The sequence below is a fragment of the Cyanobacteria bacterium QS_8_64_29 genome, from assembly GCA_003022125.1.
In the GTDB taxonomy this organism is placed as follows: Bacteria; Cyanobacteriota; Cyanobacteriia; order Cyanobacteriales; family Rubidibacteraceae; genus QS-8-64-29.
This window is the reverse complement of the sequence record PXQH01000007.1, coordinates 1-13,383: the sequence shown is the minus strand read 5'-3', so window position 1 is coordinate 13,383 and position 13,383 is coordinate 1. Positions and strand designations below refer to the sequence as shown.

16 protein-coding genes are annotated in these 13,383 nt (G+C 64.5%); 7 read left to right on the top strand and 9 right to left on the bottom strand.

What is annotated here, in order from left to right; genetic code table 11:
* Window positions 1–38 precede the first annotated feature (38 nt).
* On the bottom strand, window positions 39–1,442 hold the full coding sequence (locus tag BRC58_01910; protein ID PSP19037.1) for an NAD-dependent malic enzyme: 1,404 nt from the start codon (window positions 1,440–1,442) through the stop codon (window positions 39–41).
* Between the two features lie 66 nt (window positions 1,443–1,508).
* On the opposite strand from BRC58_01910, the gene BRC58_01905 reads away from it, so the two are divergent.
* A complete protein-coding gene (locus BRC58_01905; GenBank protein PSP19036.1) occupies window positions 1,509–1,943 on the top strand; it encodes a hypothetical protein in 435 nt (144 codons plus the stop codon).
* A 7-nt stretch (window positions 1,944–1,950) separates the two neighbouring features.
* Here BRC58_01905 and BRC58_01900 read toward each other — a convergent pair whose 3' ends face one another.
* Complete coding sequence (locus BRC58_01900) at window positions 1,951–2,916, bottom strand: phosphate starvation-inducible protein PhoH (GenBank protein ID PSP19079.1); 966 nt, start codon at window positions 2,914–2,916, stop codon at window positions 1,951–1,953.
* 53 nt (window positions 2,917–2,969) lie between these two features.
* On the bottom strand, window positions 2,970–3,620 hold the full coding sequence (locus tag BRC58_01895) for a uracil phosphoribosyltransferase (GenBank protein ID PSP19078.1): 651 nt from the start codon (window positions 3,618–3,620) through the stop codon (window positions 2,970–2,972).
* 268 nt (window positions 3,621–3,888) lie between these two features.
* Here BRC58_01895 and crtH point away from each other — a divergent pair, with 268 nt between their 5' ends.
* Window positions 3,889–5,391, top strand: a complete 1,503-nt coding sequence (gene crtH / locus BRC58_01890) for a carotene isomerase (GenBank protein PSP19035.1) — start codon at window positions 3,889–3,891, stop codon at window positions 5,389–5,391.
* Window positions 5,392–5,408: 17 nt separating this feature from the next.
* On the opposite strand, the gene BRC58_01885 is transcribed toward crtH, so the two are convergent.
* Genes BRC58_01885 through BRC58_01870 form a run of 4 tightly spaced genes read right to left on the bottom strand, consistent with a single transcriptional unit; the run spans window position 5,409 to window position 8,561 of the window.
* Window positions 5,409–5,720, bottom strand: coding sequence for a DUF3082 domain-containing protein (locus tag BRC58_01885; GenBank protein ID PSP19034.1), 312 nt, complete (start codon window positions 5,718–5,720; stop codon window positions 5,409–5,411).
* Window positions 5,721–5,722: 2 nt separating this feature from the next.
* The gene (locus tag BRC58_01880) at window positions 5,723–6,685 is read right to left on the bottom strand and encodes a 4-(cytidine 5'-diphospho)-2-C-methyl-D-erythritol kinase (GenBank protein PSP19033.1); all 963 of its coding nucleotides are present in this window, start codon (window positions 6,683–6,685) and stop codon (window positions 5,723–5,725) included.
* A 3-nt stretch (window positions 6,686–6,688) separates the two neighbouring features.
* Window positions 6,689–7,525 (bottom strand): 16S rRNA (adenine(1518)-N(6)/adenine(1519)-N(6))-dimethyltransferase, encoded by an 837-nt coding sequence (locus tag BRC58_01875; GenBank protein PSP19032.1) that lies wholly within the window; start codon window positions 7,523–7,525, stop codon window positions 6,689–6,691.
* Between the two features lie 31 nt (window positions 7,526–7,556).
* Window positions 7,557–8,561 (bottom strand): carbohydrate kinase, encoded by a 1,005-nt coding sequence (locus tag BRC58_01870; GenBank protein PSP19031.1) that lies wholly within the window; start codon window positions 8,559–8,561, stop codon window positions 7,557–7,559.
* A 130-nt stretch (window positions 8,562–8,691) separates the two neighbouring features.
* On the opposite strand from BRC58_01870, the gene BRC58_01865 reads away from it, so the two are divergent.
* From BRC58_01865 to BRC58_01855, 3 genes are all read left to right on the top strand, one after another.
* Window positions 8,692–8,985, top strand: a complete 294-nt coding sequence (locus tag BRC58_01865; protein ID PSP19030.1) for a helix-turn-helix transcriptional regulator — start codon at window positions 8,692–8,694, stop codon at window positions 8,983–8,985.
* A gap of 228 nt (window positions 8,986–9,213) precedes the next feature.
* Window positions 9,214–9,429 (top strand): hypothetical protein, encoded by a 216-nt coding sequence (locus tag BRC58_01860; GenBank protein ID PSP19029.1) that lies wholly within the window; start codon window positions 9,214–9,216, stop codon window positions 9,427–9,429.
* Between the two features lie 204 nt (window positions 9,430–9,633).
* Window positions 9,634–9,969, top strand: coding sequence for a hypothetical protein (locus BRC58_01855; protein ID PSP19028.1), 336 nt, complete (start codon window positions 9,634–9,636; stop codon window positions 9,967–9,969).
* Here the strand turns inward: BRC58_01855 and BRC58_01850 are convergent.
* Together BRC58_01850 and BRC58_01845 are read right to left on the bottom strand one after the other, a co-directional pair.
* Entirely contained in the window at window positions 9,966–10,334 is a 369-nt protein-coding gene (locus BRC58_01850; protein ID PSP19027.1) for a hypothetical protein, read from the bottom strand. The two genes, BRC58_01855 and BRC58_01850, sit on opposite strands and share 4 nt — an antisense overlap.
* Before the next feature lie 61 nt (window positions 10,335–10,395).
* Window positions 10,396–11,178, bottom strand: coding sequence for a hypothetical protein (locus tag BRC58_01845; protein PSP19026.1), 783 nt, complete (start codon window positions 11,176–11,178; stop codon window positions 10,396–10,398).
* On the opposite strand from BRC58_01845, the gene BRC58_01840 reads away from it, so the two are divergent.
* On the top strand, window positions 11,159–11,356 hold the full coding sequence (locus tag BRC58_01840; protein ID PSP19025.1) for a hypothetical protein: 198 nt from the start codon (window positions 11,159–11,161) through the stop codon (window positions 11,354–11,356). The two genes, BRC58_01845 and BRC58_01840, sit on opposite strands and share 20 nt — an antisense overlap.
* A 208-nt stretch (window positions 11,357–11,564) precedes the next feature.
* Window positions 11,565–13,130 (top strand): ferredoxin--nitrite reductase, encoded by a 1,566-nt coding sequence (locus BRC58_01835; protein PSP19024.1) that lies wholly within the window; start codon window positions 11,565–11,567, stop codon window positions 13,128–13,130.
* Window positions 13,131–13,383 lie beyond the last annotated feature (253 nt).

Here is a 13,383-nt window from a genome sequence, read left to right as displayed (position 1 = left end):
GCGCAGCGGAGTCGCCGGACCACAGTCACCGTATCAGGCTAGCGATCGCCGGCTGCGCGGGCAACGCCATCGCGGTGGGCAGCCGCGCGCACGGCTTCGGCAACAGCAGGGGCCACCCGCGAATCGAAAACCGAGGGCACGACGCAGTTGCGGTGGCGCTCGCCCGGTGGAACCAGCGCCGCGATCGCGCCGGCTGCTGCCAGGCACATGTTGGGCGTCACCCGCGCTGCCTGGCAGTCGAGCGCCCCGCGAAACACCCCGGGAAAGGCCAGGACGTTGTTGATTTGGTTGGGGTAGTCGCTGCGCCCGGTGGCCATGACGGCCACCTCCTCCCCCACCGCTTCCGGCCGGATCTCGGGGACCGGATTGGCCAGCGCTAGCAAGATGGGATCGCGGGCCATGGTGCCCACCATCTGGGGCGAGAGGGCATCGGGAGCGCTGACGCCAATAAAGACATCGGCACCGGCGAGGGCATCGGCCAGCGAGCCCGCATGCGCCACGGCCACCCCCTGCTTGAATTCGTCCAGATCCGTCCGCTGCTGCGAAATCAGCCCGCGCGAGTCGCACGGCCAGATATCGGTGGCACCGGCCTGCTGCAGCAGCCGCGCGATGGCGACACCAGCCGCCCCCATGCCGTTGATGGCAATGCGCGCCTCCGCTAGGGACTTGCCTGTCAGCGCCAGGGCATTTTGCAGGGCGGCCAGCACCACAATGGCGGTGCCGTGCTGGTCGTCGTGGAAAACCGGGATATCGAGCGCTTCCCTCAAGCGACGCTCGATGGCAAAGCAGCGCGGCGCGCTGATGTCTTCTAAGTTGATGCCGCCAAAGGCCGGTGCCAGCGCGCGCACGGTCTCCACGAGCGCCTCGGTCTCCTGCTGGGCCAGGCAAAGCGGGAAAGCATCAATGCCGCCGAACTCGCGAAACAGCATGGCTTTGCCCTCCATGACCGGCAGGGCGGCTTCGGCGCCCAAGTTGCCCAGCCCCAGTACGGCACTGCCGTCGGTGGCAATGGCAACGGCGTTGCCTTTGATCGTGAGCTCAAGAACCGAGCCCGGATCCTGGGCGATGGCATGGCAAACTCGCCCCACCCCTGGGGTGTAGGCCATGGCCAAATCGGCCTCCGTTTGCAGTGGATGGCGGTTGCGAACGGCAATTTTGCCGCCGCGGTGCAGGGCGAAGGTGCGATCGCTGACCGCGAGCAGCTCCACGGCCGGCTGGGCCCGCAGGGCGCTGACAATCTGCTCGGCGTGGCGAGCGCTCGCCGCATCGATAGTGGTGGCGCGCACGACTCCGGCTGGCGCGCGCTCTACCAGCAACACCTCGCCCACATTGCCCTCGCACTCGGCAACGGTGCGGATGAACTCGGCGAGCGCACCGGCGCGATCGGGCAGCCGGAAGCGGATCGCCAGGCTGTAGCTAGCGCTGGGAGCGGCATCAACCATGCAGGCAAGCGGCGGGCTACCCTGGCGGATCCTACCCTGACGCGCGTCCGAGCCCCTAATGGCCTCATGCCCGTGGCCTGCGTTGCCATCGACATTGACGCGCCGCCGCAGCTGGTTTGGCGCATCCTGACCGCCAAGGAACAGTGGCGCTACTGGAACACCTTTCTCTACGACCGCGACCCGCGGGTGCCGCTGCAGCGCGGCCGCCGCTTTGCCCTGGCGCTGCGCTGCCATCCCGGTGGCGAAGAAACGCTGCTGGCGCCAACCGTGACCTGGCTCTGCGCCGAGCGCCACTTGCAGTGGGTCGCCGCGCTGCCGGGCTGGTACCGCGAATGCCGCTTCGAGCTGGAAGCGCTGGGCCCCAACCGCACGCGCTACCGCCACCAGCACCGCTTCCGCGGCCTGCTGGCCCGCCCGCTAGCTCGGCCGCTCGGCCGCCGCGAGCGCCCCGGCCTGCAGCGCATGGCGCGCGAGCTCAAGGCCTACGCGGAACGGTTTTGAGCCGCCGCTAGCTTTCCGAGCCCTCGTAGCGATTGTAAGCATCCACGATCCGCTGCACGACCGGGTGGCGCACCACATCCGCTTCCGTCAAGCGGCAGATGGCTACCCCTTCCACCCCCTGCAAGATATCGAGCGCCACCACCAAGCCTGAGGCCTGGTTTTGGGGCAAATCGGTCTGGGTGATATCGCCGGTGACAGCCATGCTGGCGGCAAACCCCAGCCGCGTCAGCACCATTTTGAGCTGGGCGGGGGTGGTGTTTTGCGCTTCGTCGACGATGACAAAGGCGCGGTTGAGCGTGCGCCCGCGCATGTAGGCCAGCGGCGCAACCTCAATGGTGCCGCGGGCCATGAGATCGGGAATCTTGGCCGGATCGACAAGCTCGTAGAGCGCATCGTAGAGCGGGCGCAGGAAGGGGTTGACTTTCTGCTGCAGGTCCCCGGGCAAAAACCCCAGCTTTTCGCCGGCCTCCAAGGCCGGGCGGGTCAGGATCAGGCGTTCGTAGTGGCCGTTCAGCAGCGCCTGCACGGCCAAAACGGCTGCCAGGAAGGTTTTGCCCGTCCCCGCCGGTCCGGTGCAGAAGGTGACATCGTGCTGCTGGATGGCGCGCACGTAGGCCTGCTGCTGGAACGTTTTGGCGCGAATGACATCGCCGCGGCGCGTGCGCGCCAACACATCCTGCTGCAGGTCGCGGTAATCCGACCAGCGCTCGGCATCTTGGGCTTGCAGGGCCGTTTGCAAATCGGCTTGCGAGATGGGGCTGCCTTCGCGCCAGTAGGGTTGCAGCGAGCGCACCAGCTCCAGGCAGCGCTGGACGCAGCGGTCCTCGCCCGAGATGTAGAGATCCTGTCCGCGCATGACCAGTTGGGCGCCGGTCTGCTGGGCTAGCGTTTTGAGGTTTTGTTCGTGGGGGCCGGCCAGCGCGATCGCGCTCTCGATGCTGGGGAACTGAATGGTTTCTTCCACTTGGGCCATCGCTTCGAGAGCGGCAGCCATCCCCTCGCTGCTGGGCCAATTCTAGCGCCGCGCTAGGTGCCAAAGGCGCGATCGCCGGCGTCGCCCAGTCCCGGCACAATGTAGCCGCGCTCATCCAGCGTTTCATCAATTGCGGCAGTATAGACTCTGATTGCCGGGAAACGTTCGTTGAGGGCTTGCAAGGCCGGAGGGGCTGCTACCACCGAAACAATGCGAACGTTTTGGGGATCGGCGCCGCGCTCGGCAATCGCCTGCAGGGCCATGGCGATCGAACCGCCCGTTGCCAGCATGGGATCGAGCACCAGCACCCGCGTTTGGGGGGCAAACTGCTCGGGGAGCTTGTTGAGATAGCAACTGGGGGTCAGCGCCTGCTCGTCGCGCACCAGCCCCAGGTGGTAGATCGAGGCGAGCGGGAGCAGCGTCTGCGCCCCTTCGAGTAAAGACAGCCCCGCTCTCAGGATGGGAACGACCGCAACCGGAACTTGCGGGTCGATGGTTTGCGCCGAGCTAGCCTGTAGCGGCGTTTGGATCGACATGTCGTCCACCGGCAGCCAATGGCGGCTGGCTTCGTAGGTCAGCCAGCGCCCTAGCTCGCTCATGGCACTTTTAAACAGCGCCGGTGGGGTATTGGCATCGCGGGCGACGCCCAACCAGTGCTTGATGAGCGGGTGGTCGGGGGCGTAAACGCGCAGTTGCGAAGTCACGGCTCCAGCCAGCAATAGCAGATTCCACCCCATACTGCCGCAGCAGCGCCGGCACTCGAGCAAGGGAGGACTACTGTTGCAACTAGTTCGAACTATGTTGACACTTTTTTTCAATACAGTTAAAGTCTCAATTGTGTTCTCCTCTCATCACGAATCGCCCAGGGGGGACCGGTCGAGCCGGTCCCCCCTTTTTTTGACCGCTGCTTGGGCAAGCGCCAACCGCGGCAACGCTAGACTGGCCTTCCGGAGCCTCCCGAGGCGGACTGTCATGCCGAGCTCTCCCTGCTACGACGCGATCGTCATTGGCGCCGGCATCGGCGGCTTGGTGGCAGCGACCCAGCTGGCTGCCCGGGGCGCCCGCATTTTGGTTTTGGAGAGCTACGTTATCCCCGGCGGGAGCGCTGGCTACTTCGAGCGCGATGGCTATCGCTTCGATGTTGGCGCTTCCATGATTTTTGGCTTCGGGCAGCAAGGAACGACCAACCTGCTCACCCGCGCGCTGGCGGCAGTCGATGTCAGCCTGAGCACCATCCCCGATCCGGTCCAGATCCACTACCACTTACCCCAGGGGCTGGATCTGCGGGTGCATCGGGACTACGAGCAGTTCCTGCAGGCGTTAATCGCGCACTTCCCACACGAAGCCAGCGGCATTCGGCGCTTCTACAACGAATGCTGGGGCATCTTCAACGCGCTCAATCGCATGGAGCTGCGCTCGTTGGAAGAGCCGCGCTACCTGGCGCGCTCCTTTGCGCACCATCCGCTGGCCTGCCTGCGTTTGGCCCGCTACTTGCCCACCAACGTTGGCGATCTGGCCCACCGCCACATCAGCGACCTGCAGCTGCTGCGCTTTATCGACATGGAGTGCTACTGCTGGTCGGTCGCGCCGGCAGCGCGAACGCCGGCCATTAACGCGGGCATGGTGCTTTGCGATCGCCACTACGGCGGCATTAACTACCCCCAAGGGGGTGTGGGGCAAATCGCGCTCGCCTTGGCACGGGGCTTGGAGCGAGCCGGCGGCGAGATCCGCTACAAATCGCGCGTTCGCGCCATTCTCACCCAAGGCGATCAGGCCGCGGGCGTCCGCCTGAGCACCGGCGAGGAATTCCGTGCTCGGCGCGTCATCTCCAACGCTACGCGCTGGGATACCTTCGAGAAGCTGCTGCCCGCCGAGGGCATGCCGCGCGCCGAGCGGCGATGGCGGCAGCGCTACCGCAAATCGCCTAGCTTTATTAACTTGCACTTGGGCGTGCGGGCCGAGTGCATCCCGCCCGAGACTGACTGCCATCACATCCTGCTCGAGGACTGGCAGCAGATGGAAGCCCCCGAAGGGACGCTGTTTGTCTCCATCCCCACGCTGCTCGATTCCAGCTTGGCCCCGCCAGGCCGCCACATCGTGCACGCCTTTACCCCCAGCTGGATGGCCGATTGGCCGCAGCAATCGCGCTCGGCCTATCGGGCACAGAAAGCGGCAGCAGCTCAGCGGGCGATCGCGCGCCTGGAGCAGCTGTTTCCGGGGCTAGAAACTAGCATCGAGCACCAAGAGGTGGGGACGCCGCGCACCCACCAGCGCTTTTTGAACCGCGATGAGGGCACCTACGGGCCGGTGCCGCAGCGCAAGCTGCCCGGCCTGCTGCCCATGCCGTTCAACCGGACGGCGGTGCCGGGGCTTTACTGCGTCGGCGATAGCACGTTTCCCGGTCAGGGGCTGAACGCCGTCGCGTTCTCGGGGGTTGCCTGCGCCCACCGCGTCGCTGTCGATCTAGGCCTTTGAGCGCTAGCAGCGCGCCATCACTGGGAGCGGGCACGCCAGCGCTGCACTGCCGATTGGACCGCCAGGGCCACCAAGCCCACCGCAACGATGGCAAACACCCCCGTCAGCAGCACGCTACCGCCAATGAGCAGGGCACGAACCACGGCCCCAATGCTGGTGGCAGCGACGCCGGTGGCATCGAGCGGGTTGTTGGCAAAGTGCCCCACGATGGCGCGGGTCAGTAGGTAGAGCGGCACGGCAAACCCGCCGGCAACGGCGGCACCGAGCAGGCAGCGTCCCGGAGCAGGCAGCTCGCGATCGGGCGGCGATTGCGGTTCGGGATCGGCCATGGCTAGCGCGAGCGGGCGGCCGGGTCGGCCAGCTGAATGCCCGCGCTCGAGAGCTGGCTCGTCCAGAACTCGAGCTCGGGATCGGCCAGTTCGTCAGCGACGGCTTGGCGAACGCGGGCAGCCTCCTCGAGCGATTCGCACAGGGCAAAGACGGCCGGACCGCTGCCCGAGATGAGCGAGCCCAAGGTTGCCTGGCGCTCGAAGGCGTCCCGCAGCTGGGCAACTTGGGGGAACTCGTCTAGCACGATCCGCTCGAAGTCGTTGTGCAAGCGCTGCCCGATCTGGGCGCCATCCTGCTGGGCGATGGCGCTAACCAGCGCCCCCGAGTGAACGCGCTGAGCTCGAGCGCGGGCGTCTTGGGGATTGCGGCAGTACTCATTGCCGAAGCGCTCGCGATAGCGACAGTAGGCCCAGGCCGTCGAGACGCTCAGGTTGCGATGCTTGGCAATCACCACAGCCAGTCGGTGCGGGCCCGCCAGCGCCTCCAGTTGCTCGCCTCGGCCCGTGGCGAGCGCGGTCCCGCCCGCCACGCAAAACGGCAAATCCGAGCCCAACTGAGCGGCCAGGTTTTGCAGCTCCGGCTGCGTTAGGCCCAGCTGCCACATCAGATCCAGCCCGACCAAAACCGCCGCTGCATCGCTCGAGCCGCCGGCCATGCCGGCTGCAATGGGAATGCGCTTGTCGATGGTAATAGTGACACCCCCGTGCTGCGCGTAGGCTTGCGGGAACTGTTGCGCCATCAACTGGGCAGCCTGGTAAGCCAGGTTGTCCCGCTCGGGCGGGAGCCGCTCGGCGTTGCCGCTGACGCGGATGGCATCGGTACGGTTGGGGCTCAGCTCGATGCGGTCGGCGAGATCCAGCGACTGCAGCACCATCACTAGCTCGTGGTAGCCATCGGCGCGATCACCGAGGATCTCCAGGTGCAAGTTGATTTTAGCCGGGGCCAGTAGCGAGTAGGAACGCATGCGTTAGCTCGAGGCAGCACGGTTGGCAGCCAGCGCGTCCAAGCGATCACTGAGCGCGATCCAGTCTCGCACGCTCAGGGCTTCGGCGCGGGCTTGGGGATCGATGCCCGAGCGGGCCAGCACGCGCGCCGGGGCTTGGGTGGCAGTCAGGGGCTTGAGATTGTTGCGCAGCATTTTGCGCCGGTTGGCAAAGCCCAAGGTGATCGCCTGCTCCAAACGGGCCGGGTCGCGCGGTTGGGGCTCAAACGGACGCGGCCGCAGGCGAACGATGGCCGAGTCCACCTGGGGCGCTGGCGAGAACGCCCGCGCCGGCACGCGCCCGATGGACTCGCACTCAGCCAGGTACTGAATCCGCACCGAGAGGGCGCCGTAGGTGCGGGAGCCGGGCCGAGCGCACAAGCGCTCGGCGATCGCTTGCTGGACCAGCAACACCACAGTCTCGTAGGCGGCAGCTGGCTGCGCGATGCGCCCCAGCAACGCCTGCAAGATGGGGCTGGTAATGTTGTAGGGAATGTTGGCCGCGACTTTGTTGGGGCGCGCCAAGCCGCGCTCGGCCAGCTCGGCGGGCAGGTCCAGGGTGCGAATGTCGCCCGGTAGCAGCACCCAGTTGCGCCACGCGCTCAGGGTGCGGGCGAGCTGCTGGCAGCGCTCGCGATCGATCTCCACGGCCACGACGAACCCGGCCCGCGCCAGCAGGTACTGCGTTAGGGCCCCCGTACCGGGCCCAATTTCCAAAACAGTATCGCGCCCCGACAGCTCGGCTGCGGCGGCGATCTGCTCCAGCGCGCGCGGATCGCGCAACCAGTGTTGGCCCCATCGCTTGCGGGCAAAAGCGGGCATGGCAGCCGACTCGGCAACCTGAACCGGTGGCTTAGGGCGCGGGCGAGCGCTGGAGCAAGGCAGCGACTTCGGCGGCGCTGGGTTGCGCGGCCATTGCGCCGGCGCGCGTCGCCGTTAGGCCGCCCACGGCCGAGGCATAGACAACGGCTTCGCGGGCAAAGGCCGGATCGCGCCGATCGGCAGCGCTGCGCTGGCAAAACTGGGAGAGCAGGCCCGCAACGAAGCCATCGCCGGCACCAGTAGTGTCCTCAACCGGGACCTCAAAGGCCGCAACAGTACCGCTATGGCCATTGAGATTGTAGCGAGTGGCGCCGCCCCCATCGGTGACAAATACCCCTTCAGGGCGCTCGAGCTGGCGCGCGATCGCGTTGGGATCGACTGTGCCGAACAGCCACTGGGCTTCCTCAGCGGAGCATTTGAGCCAATCGGCCGCCTCGAGGATGGGCGCGATCGTCGCTTGGGCCCGCTCGGGCTGGGGCCAGAAGATGGGGCGCCAGTTGATATCCAGCAAGACCTTGACCCTGCGCTGTTGGGCCAGCGCCAGGGCGCGGCGAACGGCCGCACCGCTGTCCGCGTAGGCTAGCTCGAGCGTACCCAGCACCAAAAAATCGGCCCGGGCTAAGCGCGCTGCCGGCAGTTGCGACGCCTGCAAGTACGCATCGGCAAAGGCCTCAGGCGCGCGCAGGGCTTCCACCGTTGCCTCGCCGCTGCCAAAGCCAGCGAACTCGCGATCGCCCGCTTCGGTGCGCAGGACGTAGACGCGGCGCGTGGGCGCGCTCGCATGGCGCTGCACGCCGCTACAATCCACCCCCACCGACTGCAAGTGCTGCAGCAGAGCCTCACCCGCCTCATCCTGGCCCAGGCAGCCAATCAAGCCGGCCGGAACGCCCAGCTTGACCAGCGCGCAGGCCACATTGGCGGGCGCACCGCCCGGATAGGCCGTCCAGGCCTCCACAGCCTCCAGTGAGCGCCCGGGCCGATCCGCAATGCAGTCGAACAGAACTTCGCCCAGACACAGAACCTGCGGCTCGCTCACGAGCGACCTCCCTATTGAGCCCAATGCCACTCGACCGCCATTTTCCCATCTGGGGCGAGTGGCACGCGTCCTCAAATCTTCTAAAATGAGTACAAAAGGCTAGCAAAACCAACGGCACCCCGAGACCCCCATGACTGGCGGCGACTGCTCCAATCCCATTGAGCTCTCAGAACGGGAGCTCCAAATCATCGAACGCGTCGCTGCAGGGTTGACCAACCAGGATATTGCCCGGGAACTCGCCATAAGCAAGCGAACGGTTGACAACCACATCAGCAATATCTTGACCAAAACCGGCACCGAAAATCGCGTTTCGCTCGTACGCTGGGCCTTAGAGTGGGGCAAAGTTTGCCTCGATAACGTCAACTGTTGCGCGCTCCCTACCCCAGCCCACGCCACTCAGAGAGCAACCACTCAGTCTGGTTAACTAGATTTAGCAAGCGTTTCCCCCCAAACCAGGGTAGTGAGTTGGGGTTATAAAAGGGGTTATAAAAAAAGCAGCTGGCAGCGCTTTCCTATTTGCCTGAGCGGTCAGCGTCGGATTCGTTTTTGCAATTGAGAAGAAGCTCGACAGCTAGGCTGTAGCCGCCTGACTAGCGCGATTGCAGCCGCGGCTCTATAGTGAAAGGTGAGGCTGCGCTCATCCTTGCTGGCTATGGATCGCCAGGAACAACTCAAAGCCTGGAGCGCCAAGCTCCTGGCAACAGCCGGTTTCGAACCGGGTAAAGACTTTTCGGCAGCTGGCGGCAAGCTGTATTGCTCCCGGCGAGCCAGCCAGTACTTGCAGGCAATGGCCCCATCCAACTTTGCCCGCCCGATCGCGGATCTGATCGTCGTTGCCGACCGTAAGGCTGGCCCTAGCGGTCCGTGATGCAGTAGCAATCGAGCGGAAGCCTGGCAGTGGCCTCCGCCGGCAACCTTGGGGGGTTCGATCGAGCCCCGTTACAGCCTAGGGGTCGGCCGCGACCTTAGGGCAAGCGGTCGGCGCGCTTGCAAGGCCCCCTGCCGCGAAGCACAGGCAGTCTGTAAGAATCGGTGGGACTGCCCGAGCTCAACATGTTTTAGGACGAACGGCATGGCGAATCTGACACCAGCGCAAAAGTGGGTCCAGCTGCAGGAGAGTCTGGAAGAAGAGCGGATGAAAGAAGAGCGCATGCAGGACGTTCTGCTGCTACTCGAGCACTTGGTTGAGCGAGAAGAGGCAACAGTCAAAATCATCCTCGACTGCCTCTACGATGTGGGCTCGGCCAACCTGCGCAACAAGTGGATCCGCTCCCGCTCGCTCAACGGGCTGACCAAGGCCATCGCCAAGCGTTCCAAGCCCGTGTTCCGGCTGGTGGCCATGCGCTGGTTCAAAAAGAATGCGCCCCAGCTCATCACTAACTGGCTGCAGGGCAAAGTGAGCTTTTAGACCGCCACCTGCCGCCAGCCACCCCGGAAAAAGGCGACGCTTAGCGCCAGACAGCGCACCCCCCAATCGAAGCTTGAGCCGATCCAAACGCCCACTAATCCCCAATCCAGGCCAAACGCGAACAAGTAAGTCGCACTCAGGCGTACCATCAGCCACCCGCCCAGCGAGACGTAAAACGCCGTGCGCGTATCGCCAGCTCCGCGCAGCGCCTGCCCCAGTACAATGCTCGCTGCCATGAACGGCTGGGCCGCAGCCGCAACGTAAAAGCAGGGGATGCCGGTCCGCACGATGGCCGGGTCATTGGAAAACAGGCCCAGCAACGCTGCTGGAAACAGCACGAACGCGCACGCATAGGCGCTCAGCAAGCCAAAATTCTCGTGGCTTGTGCACTAGATTGCGATCTCCAAAACTCCTTCAATATAGGAGTTATGAACTTTGGTCAGCGTGCATCTGCTGCTCAAATTGGTATAAGGCCTGATTGGCTGCCATCGCCGTTCCCCCGAGCGCTCCAATCAGGCCGAAAAAGCCCAAAAAGCCCGCGTGCTGCACCAAGCGCTCGCCAAACGTCGGCGCCGCCACGCGCAGCATGCGCCGCAGGGCCTCGCCCTCACCGCCGCTGCCCCGCAGGGTGGGCCGACCGCTCGGGCGTGCCGGCAGCGCCAGCAGCACGCTGGCGTTGACCGCCATGGCAGCCACGCTGCCCCAGGCAGCCCCCCGGATGCCCAGCTCGGGCGCGCCCCAGTGGCCGAAGATTAGGCTGTAGTTGACGGCCACGTTGAGGCCGTTGGCCGCGATCGCTACCAGGAAGGGCGTACGCGTGTTGCCCGCCGCTTGCAAGACGGCAGCTGCTGCAAATGCCACGAGCCGCAGCGGCAGGGCAACGAACACCAAGCTCAGGTAAGCGCGAGCTGCGGCTTGCACCTCAGCCCCAGCCGCCGGAAACAACGCCAAGATGCCCTCAAGGCCGCCTAGACCCGCTAGGGCAACCACCGCGCCGACGCCCAGCGCTAGCAGCAGGGCTGCGCGCGTGGCGGCGGCTGCCCGGGCGCGATCGCCGCTGCCCATCTGGCGCCCCACCAGCGCGACGGCCCCCACCGAAAAGGCAGTCATGGTGCTGGTGACCGACCACAGCACTGCCCCATTGATCTGCATGGCAGTTAGGGCGTCCGTGCTGTAGTGGCCCAGCATGATGCGATCGGCCAGCACCACTAGCGTCTGCAACACCGACTACCCGATCGCCGGGGCAGCCAGTGCCAAAACCTCGCGCGCTAGCGGGCGCCGGGAGGCGGTGCGGTCGCTGCCAGTCGAGCCGGCGGGCATGGCCGAGCAGCTCCAATCGCTCGGGCATGACGGTAACGCCCCGCCGCTGGCAATGGCCGTGCCGTAACCGATTTGACTGCAGCGATCACCTTGGGGGCACCGGCGGCATCCGCTGCTAGCGCTAATGCAAAACAAGCATTGGATCGATGCGCTTACTGCGTAGGGACTACTCCAGTGGTATCGGATTACACGTTTTAGGCCTTTCGCCCTGACTAAAGTGGAATGCGTAACGATACTTAGTCTGGCGAACGCAATCGGGCCACTGGGAGCGAGCCATGACCGCTACAGCGCAGTCCGCAACGAGCAAAAACAAGTTTGAAAAGTTCAAGGCCGAAAAAGACGGCCTTGCCGTTAAAGACGAGCTGGAGCACTTTGCGCGCATTGGTTGGGAATCGGTGGACAAAACCGATTTGGAGCAGCGCCTCAAGTGGCTGGGGATTTTCTACCGGCCCATTACGCCGGGCAAGTTCATGCTGCGCATGCGCACCCCCAACGGGGTGCTAAGCAGCGGACAGCTGCGCGTGCTGGCCGACATTGTTGAAGGCTATGGCGAGGACGGCAGCGCCGATATTACCACGCGCCAAAACATCCAGTTGCGCGGCGTCCGGCTGGAGGACATCCCCCAAATTTTCGAGCGCTTCGAGCAGGCGGGCTTGACCTCGGTCCAGTCCGGTATGGACAACGTCCGCAACATCACAGGCTCGCCCATTGCCGGCATTGATGCCAGCGAGCTCATCGATACGCGCGGGCTGGTGCGGCAGGTCCAGGACATGATTACGGACAATGGCCGGGGCAATCCCGAGTTCACCAACCTGCCGCGCAAGTTCAACATCGCCATCGAAGGCGGGCGCGACAACGCCGTCCACGCTGAGATCAACGACATCGCCTTCATCCCGGCGTACAAGGACGGGGTGCTGGGCTTTAACGTCCTAGTCGGCGGCTTTTTCTCCGGCAAGCGCGTGGAAGCCGCCATTCCGCTCAATGCCTGGGTGCCGCCCAATGAGACGGTCATCGAGCTCTGCCGCGCCATTTTGACTGTTTATCGCGACTGGGGATTGCGCGGCAACCGACAAAAGTCGCGGCTGATGTGGCTGATCGAGGCGTGGGGTATCGAGCAGTTCCGCGATGTTGTGGAGTCGCAGCTCGGTCGCTCGCTCGCAACTGCTGCCGAGGACGACGAAATCGATTGGGACAAGCACGACTGGATCGGCATCCACCGACAAAAGCAACCGGGCCTTAATTTTGTGGGCTTGCACGTGCCCGTCGGGCGGCTCGACGCCCAAGACCTGTTCGAGTTGGCGCGCCTGGCTGAGGTGTACGGCAGCGGCGAGATCCGCTTTACCGTCGAGCAGAACGCAATCCTGCCCAACGTGCCCGACTCCCGGTTGCAGTCGTTGCTATCCGAGCCACTGCTGGAGCGCTTGTCCATCGATCCGGCGCCGCTGGAGCGATTGCTGGTCTCCTGCACCGGTTCCCAGTTTTGCAACTTTGCCCTAATCGAGACTAAACAACGCGCGCTCGCCACGATCTGCGACCTGGAGCAGGAGCTAGAGATGCCGCGCAAGGTGCGCATCCACTGGACGGGCTGCCCCAACTCCTGCGGCCAGCCGCAAGTGGCTGACATTGGCTTGCTAGGCACCAAAACGCGCAAAGACGGCGAAGTCGTGGAAGGGGTCGATCTCTACATGGGCGGCCAAGTGGGCAAAGACGCCCAACTGGGAAGCCGCGTCCAAAAAGGCATTCCCTGCGATGACCTCAAAGAGACCTTGCGGGATCTGCTGGTCAACGACTTTGGGGCCCGTCCCAAGCGATCGGCCGAGGTAGACAGTCGGGCAAGCTAGCAACTAGTTAACTGAAACTAGTCGAGTACGCTGTCATCCCAAAAAGCATTTTGGGCGTAACTAATTTGACCGCAAATTATCTCCAAAGCCGCTAAATTCTTGCGGAGAAGCTATTGGCGAAGCAAGGGATTTTCCCATGGTGGCAAAGTTACTTTCGTTTAGCGGTCGCTACCGCATCTTGCACCTCACCTGGTTCGCCTTCTTTTTGACCTTTGTCATTTGGTTCAATTTTGCGCCCCTGGCAACGACCATT